Genomic DNA, 15,801 nt, shown 5'->3' on the forward strand with positions numbered 1-15,801 from the left:
CATTGATCCTACGTGGGCTGCTCGGCGTCCCACGCGGGGTCGGTCGGAGCATCCTCGCCGGGCCATCCGGTGACCGGATCGATGGCCATCGAGTTCACCGACGAAACCTGGTTCCCGCCGCCACGTTTCGCCTGGTACATGGCCGCGTCGGCGCGGGCGAGGACCTGTTCGGCCCGTTCCTGCGGGCGGAGCGAAACCAGGCCGACGGAGAGGGTGACGCCGTGCGAAAGGTGGTGCGGCAGAGATGCGACGGCATTCACAGAACGACCTAGCGCCTGCTTCGCCGCCGACGCCGGAGCCCCAGGTAGAAGCACGATGAACTCGTCTCCGCCGTATCGGGCGACGACATCGTCGCCGCGCAGGGCGTCGCGCAGCGTGCTCGCGATGACACGGAGCACGTTGTCGCCCTCGGCGTGGGACTGCTTGTCGTTGACGTCCTTGAATCCGTCGAGGTCCACCAGCGCGACCGCGAGCGGCTGGGCGTCCGCGGACGACGCCAGCGAACGCAGCTTTTCGTCGAGCGCGCGCCGGTTCGGCAGCCCGGTGAGCGGGTCCTGGAGGGCCTGCTGGGTGATCGCCCCGTGCTCGGCGGACAGCCGTTCGTGCTCCCGGCGCGCGTTGAGCGTGGCGATCTGCGATTCCCGCAGCGACCACATCTCAGTTTCCAGGATGGTCGCGTAGTCGATCAGCGACTGGCTCGCGCCGGACGCGTAGTCCGGGGCGGTGTCGAGCCTGGCCAGCTCGCGGGCGAGGTTCAACCGCATCGACGGCAGCGAACCGTCCTCGTTGTCCTCGCGAACCTCTTTGAGCACCTGCAGCGCGTCCTCACGGCGGGCGGCGTTGTCCAGGCAGCGGGCCAGCGCGATGGCGATGATCTCGCGTTCGTGCGGGAACACCAGTTCCGGATGCAGCAGCGCGTTCAGCCGCTCGATGTGGGACGAATCGGGCGACGCCAGCGCGGCCGCCGCGGCGAGCACGCCGACCTGGTCGATCGCGGGCACCCCGGCCTTGCGCGGGAACAGCGACTCGGTGAACGGGCCCTCGGCGGCCTGCGCCATCGACGCCGCGGTGCGGAACTTGTCCGCTCCTTCGTCGTACCGCTCGATGCGTTCGAGCCGCAGGCCCCAGCCCAGCAGCATTTTGACCCGGTTGATCAGCTGGAGCGCGATCTCGTGCGGGCTCGCGCTGTCCCGGATCGCCTGCGCGGCGCGGGCGATGGCCTCCTCGGCCGCCTCGTAGACGCCCAGCTGGTTCAGCACCAGCCAGCAGTCGACCAGGGTCGTGGACAGCATCCGGTCCCAGTTGCGCCTGCCGACCTGGCGGTCCGGGACCGCGGAGTCGTCGAGGATGGCCAGTGCCCTGGCGATCTCGGTGAGGGCGGCGTCCTCTTGTTTGGCGATCACCAGGCGCCGTCCGCGCATCGCGTGCGCGTCGGCCCGCATCAGGGCGAGGCCGTGCCGCCGGGTGTGCGCGAGCATCTCGTCGAGCCTGGGTTCGGCTTCGGCCGCGAGACCGCGGGTGACCAGCCTCGCCATCGCCGAGTAGCGCAGCAGCTGGGCGACCAGCAAAGGTTCGCCGCGGCGCTGCGTCTCGTCGAGGAGTTCGTCGAGGCTGGTGATGATGTCCAGCTGTTCGGCGAAGCTGACGCGCTGGATGGCCGCGCCGAGTTCGCGCGCGCGACCATGGAGCCAGGCGTCGGACATCTCCGCAAGCGCCGGCCGCCTGCTGCTGGTCGTCGCGTCCTCGGTCAGCCGCACACACCCCCACCGTTGAAAACGCCGCTGGTCATCTGTTCGTCTGCTCCGCCGCCAGGATTCGAACCTGAACTGTCAGAACCAAAATCTGAAGTGCTGCCGATTACACTACGGCGGATCGATCCTGGTCAGAATAGCCATGCCGGAGACGCCCGCGTGCGCCCGGGGGTTGCCTCACAGTCGCGGGCACTCCACAGGGGACGAAACCTCCTGTACCGTAACTTACGGCATCGTAGGTAAGGTCACCCTTAGGGAAACCCTCAAGGGTCGCGCGTAGAAAAGAAGTGACTGCATGACGGCTACCCTCGACCGTTCCCAGAAGCCCGCGAAGGGCCCCAAGCCCGTTCTCGACGGGAAGCGATCGGGCGGCGTGCAGCTCTCGGTCTACCTCGGGGTCATCTTCCCGCTCGCCGCGTTGCTCGTGGCCGTCCCGTTCGCCTGGGGCTGGGGATTGACCTGGGTCGACGTCGCCATCTTCGTGGTCTTCTACGCGATCAGCGGCCTCGGTATCACCGTGTCCTACCACCGCTACTTCACGCACGGCTCGTTCAAGGCCAAGCCGTGGCTGCGCGTCGCGATGGCGATCGCCGGCAGCATGGCCGTCCAGGGCCCCGTGATCACCTGGGTCGCCGACCACCGTCGCCATCACGCGTTCTCCGACCGCGACGGCGACCCGCACTCGCCGTGGCTGTTCGGCACCACGCCGCTCGCCATCGCCAAGGGTTTCTGGCACGCGCACATGGGCTGGCTGTTCGAGCGCGACCAGACCAACGCGGAGCGGTTCGCGCCGGACCTGGTGAAGGACCCGGCCATCAAGAAGGTCGACGACCTGTTCTGGCTGTGGAGCCTGCTCACGCTGGTCCTGCCCGCGGTGCTCGGCGGGCTGATCACCTGGTCGTTCTGGGGCGCGGTGACCGCGTTCTTCTGGGCCGGTCTGGTGCGCGTCTGCGTGCTGCACCACGTGACCTGGTCGGTCAACTCGGTCTGCCACATGATCGGCGAGCGCCCGTTCGCCGCCCGTGACAAGTCGGCCAACTTCTGGCCGCTGGCGATCTTCTCCTTCGGCGAGTCGTGGCACAACCTGCACCACGCGGACCCGACCTCGGCCCGGCACGGCGTGCAGCGCGGTCAGATCGACATTTCCGCGCGTCTCATTTGGATCTTCGAGAAGTTCGGCTGGGCCTATGACGTGCGCTGGCCGACCCCGCAGCGCCTCGCGCGCATCGCCGCCGAAAGCAAATAGCGAGGTCACGTTAGTCTTCCCCAATGGCGGGGAGACGGCGAACCAAACGTGAAGCGGTCACCGGAGCGCGTCCTGTCGCTCCGGTGGCCCGTGTGCGGATGACGGGGACCGAGCGCAGGCAACAACTTCTCAACGTCGCCAGAGCCCTGTTCGCGGAAAAGGGTTTCGAGGGCACTTCCATCGAGGAGATCGCGCATCGCGCGAACGTCTCCAAACCGGTGGTGTACGAGCACTTCGGCGGCAAGGAAGGCATCTACGCCGTCGTCGTGGACCGCGAAACGCAATCGTTGCTCGACCGGATGGTCTCCACCCTCCACGGTGGACACCCGAGGGTGATGCTGGAGCAGGCGGCGATCGCGTTGCTCTCCTACGTCGAGGACTCACACGACGGCTTCCGCATCCTGGTGCGGGATTCGCCGGTCGCGAGTTCGACGGGCACGTTCTCCACGGTGCTGAACGACATCGCCAGCCAGGTCGAGCACATCCTCGCGCAGCAGTTCGCCGCGCGGGGCTACGACGAGAAGCTGGCCGCGCTGTACGCGCAGGCGCTCGTCGGCATGGTCGCCTTGACCGGGCAATGGTGGCTCGACGCCCGGAAACCGAAGCGTGACGAGGTCGCCGCGCATCTGGTCAACCTCGCCTGGAACGGTCTGTCCAATTTGGAGCACAAGCCGAAGCTGCGGCTCCGCTGAGATCTGCGTCGCGTGGCAGTAACGTTTCCCGGCCGGTGAGCGCTAGGCCCCCCATAGAGATCATCAAGCTGGGGGAACACCATGGAAAACTACCCTGCGCCCGCCGTGGAACAGATGGTGCCGCGGAAGAAGACGTGGCTGAGGCCCGTCATCCGCTTGGCCATCTTCGGCGTCGTCGCCCTGGTCGCGTTCCTCGTCGCGAATCCGTTCACGGCGTCGAGCACCGAGGTCGGCGCCTGCCTCAAGGGTGACACCAACAACGCGGAGAGTGTCGAAAAGACCGAATGCGGTCAGCCCGACGCGAACTTCAAGGTCGTCGGCAAACAGGAGAACAAGTCGGAAATCGGGCTCAAGCTCTCGGGCGGGTCGGAATGCGACGACTACCCCACGACCGACGCGTACTTCTTCCAGGGAAAGAAGACGGGGAGCGACGGCACCCTGCTGTGCCTGGAAGACCTGAAGAACCCGGGTGAACGGCCGCCGGTCGTCGGTGACTGCCTTCCCGATGACGTGGTCAAGGCGAAGAAGCTCACGAAGGTGGACTGCGGGACAGCCGGCTACAAGGTCCTCGCCATCGAGAAGAGCACGGCCTACCTCGTCGACGACAGCACCGTTTGCACCCAGGTGCCGTCGACCGACGAGAAGATCGCGTGGCAGCGATCGGGTGGCGGGCTCCCTCAGTCGAGGGTGCTGTGCCTGGACAAGCTCAAGTAGCGGTCGTCAGCGCAGGAGGCCGGTCTCCCTCAGGTGGTCGAAGATGACCTTGCCCGCGGCGGAGACCCGGTCCCTGTCGGCGTAGGCAAGCCAGGCGATCTCGTCGATCTCGCTGCTGGCCGTGAGCGTCCCGGTGTACTCGGCGGTGTAGGCGGTCGTCCGGACCACGATCCCCGGCGCTTGCCCGTCGGCCTGTGCTTCGAAGGTCCCGGCGGGCTCGCCGCTCGCCGGGACGATCTCGACGGCCAATTCCTCGCGAACTTCGCGGACGAGTGTCTCCGTGTCGGTTTCGCCGGGTTCTCGTTTGCCTCCGGGTAGGTAGAACAAGGACTTGCCGCGAGAACGGGCGCACAGGACCTTCCCGTCCACCAAATGGAGCCACGCGATTTTGTCGATCACGGTTCAGCCCAGCGCCGCGGCGGTCTCGGCGGTCGTCAGGACTTCGCCCAGCCTCGGGAACACCTTGGTGATCGCGGACTCGTGGGAGATCGCGGCGATCCCGGTCATCGCGTCCGAAACGGCGATGGTCTCGTAGCCGTGGTCGACCGCGGCTCGCAACGTCGATTCGACGCCGTACTCCGTGGCGATCCCGCCGAGCACCAGGTTCTTCACGCCGAAGCCGCGCAGGAGTTCGTCGAGTCCGGTGCCGTAGAACGCGCCGATCGTGTGCTTGGTGATCAGGTGCTCGCCTTCGCGGGGTGTCAGTTCGGCGACCAGTTCGCTCCCGGGCGGCTGCTCCTTGACGTACGGCCGGTGCGCCTGCACGTGGACGATCGGCGAACCGGCCGCGCTGAAGACGTCACGCAGCAGAACGGCGTTCGACACGACTTCGGTGCCTTCGAGCGGGACAGTCTCCAGCGCGACGATCCGCGTCTGGAGGTCGATCAGGACGAGCGCGGTCGTCGCCGGGTCGATCTTCGTCATGGCGGGAGCCTAGTGTCCCTATGCTGGAGCCATGGGGCAGCGCAGAGAAGTAGTGGTCACCGGCGGCGGAACGGGAATCGGCTACGCGGTCGCGGCGGCGTTCGCCGCGCTGGGCGAGCGGGTGACGATCACCGGGCGTCGCGAACAGGTCCTCACCGAGGCCGCCACGTTGCTCGGGGCGAACCCGGTCCCGTTCGACGCGGCCGACCCGGACGCGGTGGAACGGGCGCTGGCCGAACTGCCGGAGCGCGTCGACGTCCTGGTCAACAACGCGGGCGGGAACACCGACTTCCGGAACGGGCCCGCCGGGGACCTGAAAGCGTTCGCCGCGAACTGGCAGGCCAACCTGGACGCGAACGTCTTCAGCGCCGTGCTGGTCACCCGTGCCTTGCGGGAAAGGCTCGCCGACGGCGCGCGGATCGTCACGATCGGCTCCATCGCCGCGCACACCGGCGCCGGTTCCTACGGCGCCGCCAAGGCCGCGCTGGAGGCATGGAACGTCGACGTGGCAAGGGAATTCGGGCCGCGGGGGATCACCGCGAACATCGTCGCGCCCGGACTGGTCGGGGACACCGAGTTCTTCAACGGCAAGCTGTCCGACGAGCGCCGGGAGTGGCTCATCGGCAACACGCTGACCAAACGCGCCGGTGACCCCGCGGACGTCGCCGAAGTGGTGACCTTCCTGGCGAGCCCGGCCGCGCGGCACGTCACCGGCCAAGTCGTCCACGTCAACGGCGGCGCGCACCTCGGCCGTTAGGCGCCGGGGGTGACGCGCAGCAGCTTGTCGTCCTTGCCTTCCGAGGTCGTCACGTAAAGGGAGCCGTCCGGGGCGCTGCGGACCGCGCGCAGCCTGCCGAACTTGTCGTCGAACTCCGGCGGCAGCGTCACTTCGGTGACCTTGCCCGCGTCGTCGAGGCGGAACAGGAGCAGCTTCTGCCCCTTCAGCGCCGTCACGGCGAGGGAGCCTTCGAGCGCGCCCCACTGCGATCCGGCGAGGAACTCGGCGCCGCAGATCGCCTCGGTGATCTCCCCGGTCGTCCACAAGGGACTGACGGCGTCCGGGAACCGTTGCGTGTCGGTCATCGGGACGCCTTCGTCGTAGCTGGTTTCGGTGCCGCCCTTGGACGGGTCCCAGCCGTAGTTCGCGCCGGCGCGTTCCAGGTTGACCTCGTCGTCGATGGTCGGCCCGTGCTCGGCGGTGAACACCTGCCCGGAACCCGGCCGGACCGTGACGCCCTGGACGTTGCGGTGCCCGAAGGTGAACACGCGCTGTTCGTTCGGGTTCGCCGACGAGATGAACGGGTTGTCCGGCAACGGGTTCCCGGTCTTCGCGTCGATGCGGAGCACCTTGCCGCCGAGGTTCGTGCGGTCCTGCGGGAAGGCCGGGCGCGCGGTGTCGCCGGTGCCGACGAGCAGCGCGCCGTCCGCGCCGAACGCGGGACGGCAGCCCGAATGCCTGCCGCTGGAGTTCACCGGCAGCCCGGTCAGCAGATCCTTGACCTTCGCGGCGCTCGCGCCGTCCTCGGAGAGCCGCCACGTGACCAGCCGGATGTCGACGGCCTTGTCACCCTCCTTGTGGGTCTGGCAGGTGATGAACTCCCGCGAAGTCGCGAAGTCCTTGCTGATCACCATCCCCATCAGGCCGCCCTCGCCGCGCACGTGGACGTCGGAGAAGTCGGCGGCGACGTCGCGTTTCGTACCGCCCTCGACCAGGGCCAGCTTCCCCGGGCGCTGGGTGACGAGGATCTTCCCGTCCGGCAGGAAGCCGACGTCCCAGCCGTGTTCGAGCCCGGCCGTCACCTGCTCGACCTTCAGTTTCGTCACGGAAGGTTTCGAGGTGACCGGCGGTGCGCTCTGCACCGTTTCGCTCGACGCCCCGGAACAGGCCGTGACCAGCAAAGACAGGGACGCGATCGCGACGACGGCGGGAGTGCGCATGGCATCAGCATGCCATCGTGCTCAATCGCCCGCGAGGAACGAACCGGATCGTCCGGTCAGGATCTTCGCCGTTTCGGCGTCGGCGGGAAGGAACGTCTCCAGTTTCAGTTCCGACACCGTGACGTCGGCGGCGGTCGCGAACGTCGTGATGGCCGTGATCAGCCGCAGTTCGCCCGCCGAAGTGGACAGGCGCATCGGGACGGCGAATCCGAGGTGATCGGGACCGGGCGGCCCCGGTTCCGGAACGTAACCTTCGAGTTCGGCCAGCAGTTCGGTGAGCCGCTCGTCGGGCGCGTGCGCGATCTCCTGGGTCAGCCGTTCCAGGATGTGCCGCGCCCAGTCCGCGAGGTTCCGCACGCGCGGCGCCATTCCCTTCGGATGCAGGGCGAGCCGCAGGGTGTTGACCGGCTCTTCCAGCAGTTCCGGTGCCACGTCCTCGAAGAGCAGGTCGAGCGCGTCGTTGCGGGCGACGAGAACGCCGTAGCGGTCGACCACGATGGCCGGGTACGGCCGGTGCCCGTCGAGCAGGCGCCGCATGCCGTCGAGAACCGGCAGGAGCCTGGGGTCGTCCAGCGCCGTTTCGGGGAACCCCGGAGCGAAGCCGGCCGCGAGCAGAAGGCCGTTGCGCTCCCGAAGGGGGAGTTCGAGCGATTCGGCGACGCGCAGCACCAAGCCGCGGCCGGGGATCGACCGGCCGCCTTCCAGGAAACTCACGTGCCGTTGGGTGGTTCCGGCCCGTAATGCCAGTTCCAGCTGGGAAAGCCGCCGCCGTTCGCGCCAGCCCCGCAGCGCGGGGCCGAATCCGGAAACCATGGTCGTCATCTTGGCCGAAGCGCCGGCGGCGCCGCTATTCCCTCGAGGGAATTGAGACGATTCCCCGTCGCGGAGATGCTTCCGGCATGAAATTCGGTCTGGTCGTCCCCACTTATCGGTCCATCCTCGACGCCGGGCGCACCGCGCCGGGAATGGTCGCCATCGCGGTCGAAGCCGAACGCCTCGGCCTCGATTCGGTCTGGGTCGGTGACACCCTCGCGACAGCACCTATCGATCCGTTGACGTTGCTCGGCGCGTTCGCGGCCAGAACCGAGCGGGTCACGCTCGGCACGGCCGCGCTGCTTCCGGCATTGCGGGATCCGGTTCTTTCCGCGAACACGATCCTTTCGCTGGACCTGCTCAGCCAGGGCCGGATCACGCTCGGCGTCGGAGCCGGGTTCGCCGGCCGCAGCGAACCCGAATTCGCCTTCACCCGAGTCCCTTGGGAACGCCGTCGCGCCCGGCTCGACGACATCGTCGCGCTGTGGCGGCACGTCTGGAGCGGGAAGACCGGCCCGTTCCACGGCGAGGTGCTGCGCTACGACACCCTTCCGGAGTACCCGGAGCCGCACCGTCCGGGTGGTCCTCCGGTATGGCTGGCCGCGTTCACCCCAGGGGCGCTGGAGCGGGCGGGGCGGCTTTACGACGGCTGGTTGCCGTATCCGCCCGACGTCGAGGACTACGTCGACGGCCTCGCGAAGATCCGCGAAGCAGCCGTACGTCCCGTGACGCCCGCGTTGTTCGCGACAGTGCTCATCGAAGATGACCCGATCCGGGCACGTGAGCGACTGGAGGACTACGCGCAGCGCAATTACGGCGTTCCGCTGGACTTCGTCGAGAAGATCCAAGTGCAGATCGCGGGCAGTCGCGAAGAGGTCGCCGAGAGGCTTCGCGAATACGGGGCCGCGGGTGCCGAACACGTGCTGATCCGGATCGCGACGCAGGAACCGGCGGAGTTCGACGAGCAGCTTCCGAAGGTGGTCGAAGCCTTGCCCAGGTAATCGCGCGGCGGACTGTCGGTGCCCCCACGTAGGCTGGGACGGTGACAAACGCTCCATTGTCCGGACTCCTTCATTCCATCCTTCCCGATCCGGCCCTTCGCGGGGTCGTCGAGCGGGCCGGTGCCCCGGTGCTCGAGCTCCAGGGCGCGATCGCCACCCGCCAGCTGGTCGCCGGTGCCCTCGCCGCGGACGAGGGCGCCGGTCGCCCCGTGCTCGCGGTGACCGCCACCGGCCGCGAGGCCGAAGAACTGACAGCCTCGCTGAAGTCGTTCCTCGGCGAAGACGCCGTCGTCGACTTCCCGTCCTGGGAGACGCTGCCGCACGAGCGGCTGTCCCCGCGGGCGGACACCGTCGGACGGCGGCTGGAGGTGCTGCATCGCCTGAAGACCGGCGCCGACGCCCTGCGCGTCGTCGTCGCGACCGTCCGCAGCCTCATCCAGCCGATGGCGCCCGGGCTCGGTTCGCTCGCGCCGATCGACCTGGTCGTCGGCGAGGAGCAGAGCTTCGAAGGGCTGCTGGAGCAGCTGGTCGAGCTGGCGTACACACGGGTGGACATGGTCGAGAAGCGCGGCGAATTCGCCGTGCGCGGCGGCATCCTCGACCTGTTCGGACCGACGGCGCAGCATCCGGTGCGGATCGAGTTCTGGGGCGACGAGGTCAGCGAGATCCGCGCGTTCGCGGTGTCCGACCAGCGCTCGCTGCCGGGGGAGATCCAGCACGTCAGCGCGCCGCCGTGCCGTGAGCTGCTGCTCACCGAGTCGGTGCGGGCGAAGGCCGCCGAGCTGGCGACGACCTACGAGGCGGACGCGCAGCTCACCGAGATGCTCACCAAGCTGTCCGGCGGGATCCCCGTCGAGGGCATGGAGGCGCTCATCCCCGTGCTGTGCGAGGGCGAGCTGGACCTGCTGACCGACGCGATGCCGCAGGGCACGCACGTGCTGCTGGCCGATCCGGAGAAGATCCGCGCCCGCGCGGCCGACCTGGTCCGCACCGGGCAGGAGTTCCTCGAGGCGTCCTGGACCACGGCCGCCGCGGGCGGCCAGGCGCCGATCGATCTCGGCGCGTCCGCGTACCGGGACCTCGCGGAGATCGCGAAGCGCGCTCAGGAGACGAAGCGTCCGTGGTGGACGCTGACGCAGCTGGCCAGCGACGATCCCGACGTCTACAGCGTCTCGATCGAGGCCGCGCCGAACTACCGCGGCGAGGTCGAGCGCGCGACCACCGACCTGCGCGCGCACACGGCCGCGGGCGGGACGGCCGTGCTCGTCGTCGCCGGGCACGGCACCGCTGCCCGCGCGGTCGAGCAGCTGTCGGCGGGGGACGTGCCCGCGTCACTGGCGGAAGGTCTCATCGGGCCGCTGACGGCGGGCGTCGTCACGGTGACGTGCGGCGGGCTTTCGGACGGCTTCGTGTCGCCGGAGCGGGCTCTCGTGGTGCTGTCCGAGTCGGACCTGACCGGCCGGGGTTCCGGCGCCGGAACGTCCACAAAGGACTTCAGTACCAAGATGCCGTCGCGGCGGCGCAACGCCGTCGACCCGCTCGCCCTCAAGACGGGCGACTACGTCGTGCACGACCAGCACGGCATCGGGCGGTTCGTCGAGATGGTGCAGCGCACCGTCGCCGGCGCGACCCGTGAGTACCTGCTGCTGGAGTACGCCTCCTCCAAGCGCGGGCACCCCGGAGACCGGTTGTTCGTGCCGACCGACCAGCTCGACGAGGTTTCCCGCTACGTCGGCGGCGAGCTGCCGACGCTGAACAAGCTCGGCGGGTCCGACTGGAAGAACACCAAGGCCAAGGCGAAGAAGGCGGTCAAGGAGATCGCCGCCGAACTGGTGCAGCTCTATGCCGCGCGGCAGGCCGCGCCCGGGCACGCGTTCGGGCAGGACACCCCGTGGCAGGGCGAACTCGAGGACGCCTTCCCGTTCACCGAGACCAACGACCAGCTCGCCGCGATCGACGAGGTCAAGTCGGATATGGAACGCGGTGTCCCGATGGACCGCGTCATCTGCGGCGACGTCGGCTACGGCAAGACCGAGATCGCGGTGCGCGCGGCGTTCAAGGCGGTGCAGGACGGCAAACAGGTCGCGGTGCTGGTGCCCACGACACTGCTCGCGCAGCAGCATCTCAACACCTTCACCGAACGGATGAGTTCGTTCCCGGTGAAGATCAGGGGACTCTCGCGGTTCACGAACAAGGTCGAGTCCGACGCGATCCTCGAACAGCTGTCCTCGGGTGACGTCGACATCGTGATCGGCACGCATCGCCTGCTGCAGACCGGGATCCGGTACAAGGATCTCGGCCTGGTGATCGTCGACGAGGAGCAGCGGTTCGGCGTCGAGCACAAGGAACACATCAAGGCGCTGCGGACACACGTCGACGTCCTGACGATGTCGGCGACGCCGATCCCGCGAACGCTGGAGATGTCGCTCGCCGGGATCCGCGAGATGTCCACGATCCTGACCCCGCCCGAGGACAGGCACCCGATCCTGACCTACGTCGGCGCGTACGACGACAAGCAGGTGGGCGCAGCGATCAGGCGTGAACTGCTGCGCGACGGCCAGGTCTTCTACGTGCACAACAGGGTTTCTTCGATCGAAAAGGCCGCGAAGCGTATTCGCGAGATGGTGCCGGAGGCGCGTGTCGTCACCGCGCACGGGCAGATGAACGAGGACAAACTCGAGAAGATCATCCAGGGTTTCTGGGAGAACGAGTACGACGTACTCGTCTGCACCACGATCGTCGAAACCGGGCTGGACATCTCGAACGCCAACACGCTGCTGGTGGAACGAGGGGACCTGCTGGGCCTGGCGCAGCTGCACCAGCTGCGCGGCCGGGTCGGGCGCGGTCGCGAGCGCGGGTACGCGTACTTCCTGTACCCGCCGGAAGCGCCGCTCACCGAAACGGCGCACGACCGGTTGGCGACCATCGCGCAGAACACCGAACTGGGCGCGGGGATGGCCGTGGCGATGAAGGACCTGGAGATCCGCGGCGCGGGCAACATCCTCGGCGCGGAGCAGTCCGGGCACATCGCCGGTGTCGGTTTCGATCTGTACGTGCGGCTCGTCGGCGAAGCGGTCGACGCGTTCCGGCGGCACGCGGGCGCGGACACGGCGGAGGAAGAAGAACTCGCCGATGTCCGGGTCGACCTCCCGGTGGACGCGCACATCCCGCACGACTACGTCCCGGGTGAGCGGTTGCGGCTGGAGGCGTACCGCAAGATCGCGGCCGCGCCCGATCAGGCCGGGCTCGACGCCGTGCGCGAAGAACTGGTCGACCGCTACGGCCAGCCGCCCGCCGCCGTGCGACGGCTGCTCGCCGTCGCCGCGTTCCGGCACACCTGCCGCGCGGCGGGTGTCACCGAGGTCGCCGTCCAGGGCTCGTCGATCCGGTTCGCGCCGCTGCCGCTGGCGGATTCGCAGATGGTGCGGCTGAAGCGCTTGTACCCCAAGGCTCTCTTCAAGGCGGTGACGAACACGGTTTCCGTGCCGAAGCCGACCGAGGGGCCGGCGGGCGGCCGAATCGGTGCTCCGGTGCTGAGGGACGAGGAACTGCTGGATTGGTGCGCGAAGCTGCTGACGAACCTGATGAAGTCGCCGGCACCCGTCGCGTGAGCGAACTCGAATCGCACCAGATGTCTACCGGTGAACCCGCGGCCGCGATCGACGTCGACAGGGCGTGACCTGGTCTTCCACGTCAGGGAGAGCGGAGACGGCGCCCTGCCGCCGCGATAGCGGGGCCTTCGGCCGAGGCGGGTTCACGCGTTGGGTTGCTTCCGGTCGAATCTCAGCTCCGCCAACAGGCCCTTATGACCTGGTTCTCTCGCTGGGGCCGGTATGAGAGGGTAGGCCCTGTGATGCGGATCATGGGGCGCCGTCGTGCGCTGGTCGGGGTTCTTGCCGGGTCTCTCCTTCTCGCCGGATGCAACGCCGGACCGGGACAGGTCGGTGCGGCGGTGATCGTCGACGGCAAGTCCGTTTCGGTCGATCGCGTGCAGCAGCTGATCGACAAGGCCGTCCGTGAGCATCCGTACGGGCAGCAGCTCGCCAAGGAGCACAAGCTCGACCTCGTCGGCCGCGAGATCGTGCGCCAGGAGATCCTCCACGACCTCACCGAGCGTGCCGCTCAGCGCGAAGGCGTCCGCGTCGACGAGTCCCTCGTCGTGGCCGCGTTGCAGAACGATCCGCTGGCGAAGCCGATGGAGGCGAAGCAGCAGGACGATCCCGCGATCAGCGTGCAGCAGCTCGTCGCGCGCGTGCGGGATCACCGCGAAGCCCTGGTCGACGCGGCGCTGCAGACCCAGCTCGCGGTGAAGTATCTGGACAAGCTCACCGTCAGTTTCGATTTCAGCTCGGTCTCCTCGACCGACGCCACCGGTTCCGACGCGGACAAGCTGCGCGAGCAGGCGATCGAGAAGGCCCGGAAGTTCGCCGCCTCGCCGAACGCGGCCGCGGAACTGATCGCGCAGGACCAGAAGACGTCCGACACGCAGGCAGGCACCGGTCAGAAGCTGCCGGCGATGCAGTCGCCCGCGACCGCGGCCACCGTCCTGTTCGGGCTCGAGCCCAACACCGTCGCCGCGTTCCAGCCGACGCCGCAGCAGCCGCTGTGGGTCGTCGTCGTGGTGCGTGAGCGGACCGCCGACAAGCCCGTCGCGTCGGATCAGGCCGCGCAGCCCAGCGCCCAGCAGCTGGCCAACGTGGGTATCCGGCTCCTCCAGCCGTACCTGGACCAGGTCGGCCTCAAGGTCAACCCGCGCTACGGCGTGTGGGATGTCGTGGGCATGGACCTCGCGCCCAACGAAGCTTCGAAAAAGGGCATCGTGCTGCCGGTGCACGGCGCCACCCCGCAAAACCCGTGACCGCTGCCGTCGTCGTGATCGCCCGCGGGGCGACACTGCCCGCCGCGGCACTTCCGATCTTGCGAAACAGCGACGCCGTGTACGCGGCTTCGGATGTCGATCCCGGCGTTTTCGGTGTGCCCGCGCTCGGTGACGCACCGGTGCGCGGCCTCGTGCTCATCGCCGGTTCGCGCCGGGAACCGAAGGCCGCGGCGCTGATCAGGGCGGGTGCCCGGGTGCTGGAAGCGCCCGTTCCGCCGCTGGTCGAGGCCGCCGAGGTGATGGACCGGCTCCGCTCGCCGGGCGGATGCCCGTGGGACGCCGTCCAGACGCACGAGTCGCTGCGTCAATACCTGGTCGAGGAGACCTACGAGCTGCTCGACGCGATCGAGGAAGGCGACCGGGCCGCCCTGCGCGAAGAACTCGGTGACGTCCTGCTCCAGGTGTTGTTCCACGCGCGCGTCGCCATCGAGGACGCGACCGATCCGTTCGGGATCGACGAGGTCGCGTCCGATCTGGTCGCGAAGCTCGTCGGACGTCACCCCCACGTCTTCACCGACGCCCCGCGAGTCGAGACCGTCGACCACCAGAACCTCAAGTGGGAAGAACTGAAGCAGGCCGAGAAGAGCCGCCAGTCCATTGTGGACGGCGTCGCGCTCGGCCAGCCCGCCGTGGCGCTGGCCGGGAAGCTCGGGCAGCGCAGCGGCCGGGCCGGGATCCCGCTCGACCTGTTCCCCGAAGGTTCCGAAGCGGCGGCCCAGTTGTTCCGGGTCGCCGCGACCGCTCGCCGGGCCGGGATCGACCCCGAAGGCGAGCTCCGTGCCGTCGCGAAGCGGTTCGCGCAAGACATCCGCGATGCCGAACAGGCCGCCCGAGACGCCGGTCTCGAACCGACGACGCTCGAGGCCGACGGCTGGCGCAAGTTCTGGCCGAGCTAGACCGTCAGGACGAGCTTGCCCTGGACGCGTCCGGATTCGCTCAGTTCGTGCGCCTTCGCCGCTTGTTCGAGCGGGAGGACCTCGGCGATCGAGACCCGCAGGGAACCGGCGTCGGCCAAAGTCGCGATTTCCGCCAGATCCGTTCCGGACGGGGCGACGTAGAACTCGGCGAAATGGAGACCGAGGCCCTCGGCCTTCCGCCGGACCTCCGTCCGGTCCGGACCGTGCCCGACGATGTCGATCAGCGCACCGCCCGGTTTGAGCGTGTCCAGTGACCGGGGACCGTACTCGCCGGAGATCGGGTCCAGCACGACGTCGACGTCCTGCGATTTCGCGAAATCGCTGGTCGTGTAGTCGATCAGTTCGTCCGCGCCGAGCTCACGGAGGAAGTCGTGCTTGGCCTCGCGCGCGGTGCCGACGACGTACGCGCCCTTGGCCTTGGCGATCTGCACGGCGAGATGCCCGACCCCGCCCGCCGCGGCGTGGACGAGCACGCGGTGTCCCGGTCCGACCGGGAACAGCCTGGTGAACGGCTGCCACGCGGTCAGCGCCGCGATCGGGAGCGCGGCCGCGTGGACGTGATCGAGACTTCGCGGTTTCAGCGCGAGCGCGTCCTCGCTGACCGCGACGTATTCGGCGTACGAGCCGTCCGGCGGGAACGTGACGCCGTAGACCTCGTCGCCGGGCTGGAACCGCGTTCCGGCGGAATCGACCACGCCCGAGAAGTCGAGCCCCACGGTCAAGGGCAGGTCGCCGACGACCAGCCCGTTCCGGATCTTCCAATCCGCCGGATTCACTCCTGCGGCGTGGACGCGCACGAGGACCTGACCCTCGCCCGGAACAGGCTTTTCCGATTCGGTGAGGTGGAGAACGTCGGGTCCGCCGAACGAGACTTGCTGGATCTTCCGCATGGGAACGAGCATGTCGCTGCCAGGTACCCGTTGTGA

General features: G+C 68.6%; 14 protein-coding genes and 1 tRNA gene. 8 read left to right on the forward strand and 7 right to left on the reverse strand.

All coding sequences use genetic code 11. The features are described 5' to 3' along the window. Positions 1-8: 8 nt before the first annotated feature. Positions 9-1,757 (reverse strand): diguanylate cyclase domain-containing protein, encoded by a 1,749-nt coding sequence (locus tag ACLJPX_RS13815; protein WP_410600426.1) that lies wholly within the window; start codon positions 1,755-1,757, stop codon positions 9-11. A 43-nt stretch (positions 1,758-1,800) separates the two neighbouring features. Continuing rightward, positions 1,801-1,872: transfer RNA gene (locus ACLJPX_RS13820), tRNA-Gln, on the reverse strand. A 174-nt stretch (positions 1,873-2,046) separates the two neighbouring features. Between ACLJPX_RS13820 and ACLJPX_RS13825 the strand changes: the two genes are divergently transcribed. From ACLJPX_RS13825 to ACLJPX_RS13835, 3 genes are all read left to right on the forward strand, one after another. Further along, positions 2,047-2,997, forward strand: a complete 951-nt coding sequence (locus ACLJPX_RS13825) for an acyl-CoA desaturase (RefSeq protein ID WP_410600427.1) — start codon at positions 2,047-2,049, stop codon at positions 2,995-2,997. 98 nt (positions 2,998-3,095) lie between these two features. After that, entirely contained in the window at positions 3,096-3,689 is a 594-nt protein-coding gene (locus ACLJPX_RS13830) for a TetR/AcrR family transcriptional regulator (protein ID WP_146044282.1), read from the forward strand. A gap of 81 nt (positions 3,690-3,770) precedes the next feature. After that, positions 3,771-4,403: a hypothetical protein gene (locus ACLJPX_RS13835; RefSeq protein ID WP_410600428.1), complete on the forward strand. Its 633-nt coding sequence runs from the start codon at positions 3,771-3,773 to the stop codon at positions 4,401-4,403. Between the two features lie 6 nt (positions 4,404-4,409). Here the strand turns inward: ACLJPX_RS13835 and ACLJPX_RS13840 are convergent, their stop codons facing one another. Then, positions 4,410-4,802, reverse strand: a complete 393-nt coding sequence (locus ACLJPX_RS13840; protein ID WP_410600429.1) for an NUDIX hydrolase — start codon at positions 4,800-4,802, stop codon at positions 4,410-4,412. Between the two features lie 3 nt (positions 4,803-4,805). After that, positions 4,806-5,327, reverse strand: a complete 522-nt coding sequence (locus tag ACLJPX_RS13845) for an isochorismatase family protein (protein WP_410600430.1) — start codon at positions 5,325-5,327, stop codon at positions 4,806-4,808. Between the two features lie 31 nt (positions 5,328-5,358). Between ACLJPX_RS13845 and ACLJPX_RS13850 the strand changes: the two genes are divergently transcribed. Then, positions 5,359-6,084 carry an SDR family NAD(P)-dependent oxidoreductase gene (locus ACLJPX_RS13850; RefSeq protein WP_410600431.1) on the forward strand — a complete coding sequence of 242 codons (726 nt, stop codon included), beginning with the start codon at positions 5,359-5,361 and terminating at the stop codon, positions 6,082-6,084. Here the strand turns inward: ACLJPX_RS13850 and ACLJPX_RS13855 are convergent. Next, positions 6,081-7,265: a PQQ-dependent sugar dehydrogenase gene (locus tag ACLJPX_RS13855; protein WP_410600432.1), complete on the reverse strand. Its 1,185-nt coding sequence runs from the start codon at positions 7,263-7,265 to the stop codon at positions 6,081-6,083. The genes ACLJPX_RS13850 and ACLJPX_RS13855 overlap by 4 nt on opposite strands. A gap of 21 nt (positions 7,266-7,286) precedes the next feature. Next, positions 7,287-8,078, reverse strand: a complete 792-nt coding sequence (locus ACLJPX_RS13860) for a helix-turn-helix domain-containing protein (RefSeq protein ID WP_410600433.1) — start codon at positions 8,076-8,078, stop codon at positions 7,287-7,289. Positions 8,079-8,164: 86 nt separating this feature from the next. Between ACLJPX_RS13860 and ACLJPX_RS13865 the strand changes: the two genes are divergently transcribed. The 4 genes from ACLJPX_RS13865 (at position 8,165) to ACLJPX_RS13880 (ending at position 14,854) form a co-directional block, all read left to right on the forward strand. Beyond that, positions 8,165-9,079, forward strand: coding sequence for an LLM class flavin-dependent oxidoreductase (locus ACLJPX_RS13865; protein ID WP_410600434.1), 915 nt, complete (start codon positions 8,165-8,167; stop codon positions 9,077-9,079). Between the two features lie 56 nt (positions 9,080-9,135). Beyond that, a complete protein-coding gene (mfd, locus tag ACLJPX_RS13870) occupies positions 9,136-12,690 on the forward strand; it encodes a transcription-repair coupling factor (RefSeq protein WP_410600743.1) in 3,555 nt (1,184 codons plus the stop codon). Between the two features lie 242 nt (positions 12,691-12,932). Next, positions 12,933-13,937 carry a hypothetical protein gene (locus ACLJPX_RS13875; protein WP_410600435.1) on the forward strand — a complete coding sequence of 335 codons (1,005 nt, stop codon included), beginning with the start codon at positions 12,933-12,935 and terminating at the stop codon, positions 13,935-13,937. Continuing rightward, on the forward strand, positions 13,934-14,854 hold the full coding sequence (locus tag ACLJPX_RS13880) for a MazG family protein (RefSeq protein ID WP_410600436.1): 921 nt from the start codon (positions 13,934-13,936) through the stop codon (positions 14,852-14,854). The genes ACLJPX_RS13875 and ACLJPX_RS13880 overlap by 4 nt, the downstream gene beginning before the upstream one ends. Here the strand turns inward: ACLJPX_RS13880 and ACLJPX_RS13885 are convergent. Beyond that, the gene (locus tag ACLJPX_RS13885; RefSeq protein WP_410600437.1) at positions 14,851-15,765 is read right to left on the reverse strand and encodes an NADP-dependent oxidoreductase; all 915 of its coding nucleotides are present in this window, start codon (positions 15,763-15,765) and stop codon (positions 14,851-14,853) included. The genes ACLJPX_RS13880 and ACLJPX_RS13885 overlap by 4 nt on opposite strands. Between the last annotated feature and the right edge of the window lie 36 nt (positions 15,766-15,801).

Source organism: Amycolatopsis sp. lyj-90 (assembly GCF_046549035.1).
Classification (GTDB): Bacteria; Actinomycetota; Actinomycetes; order Mycobacteriales; family Pseudonocardiaceae; genus Amycolatopsis.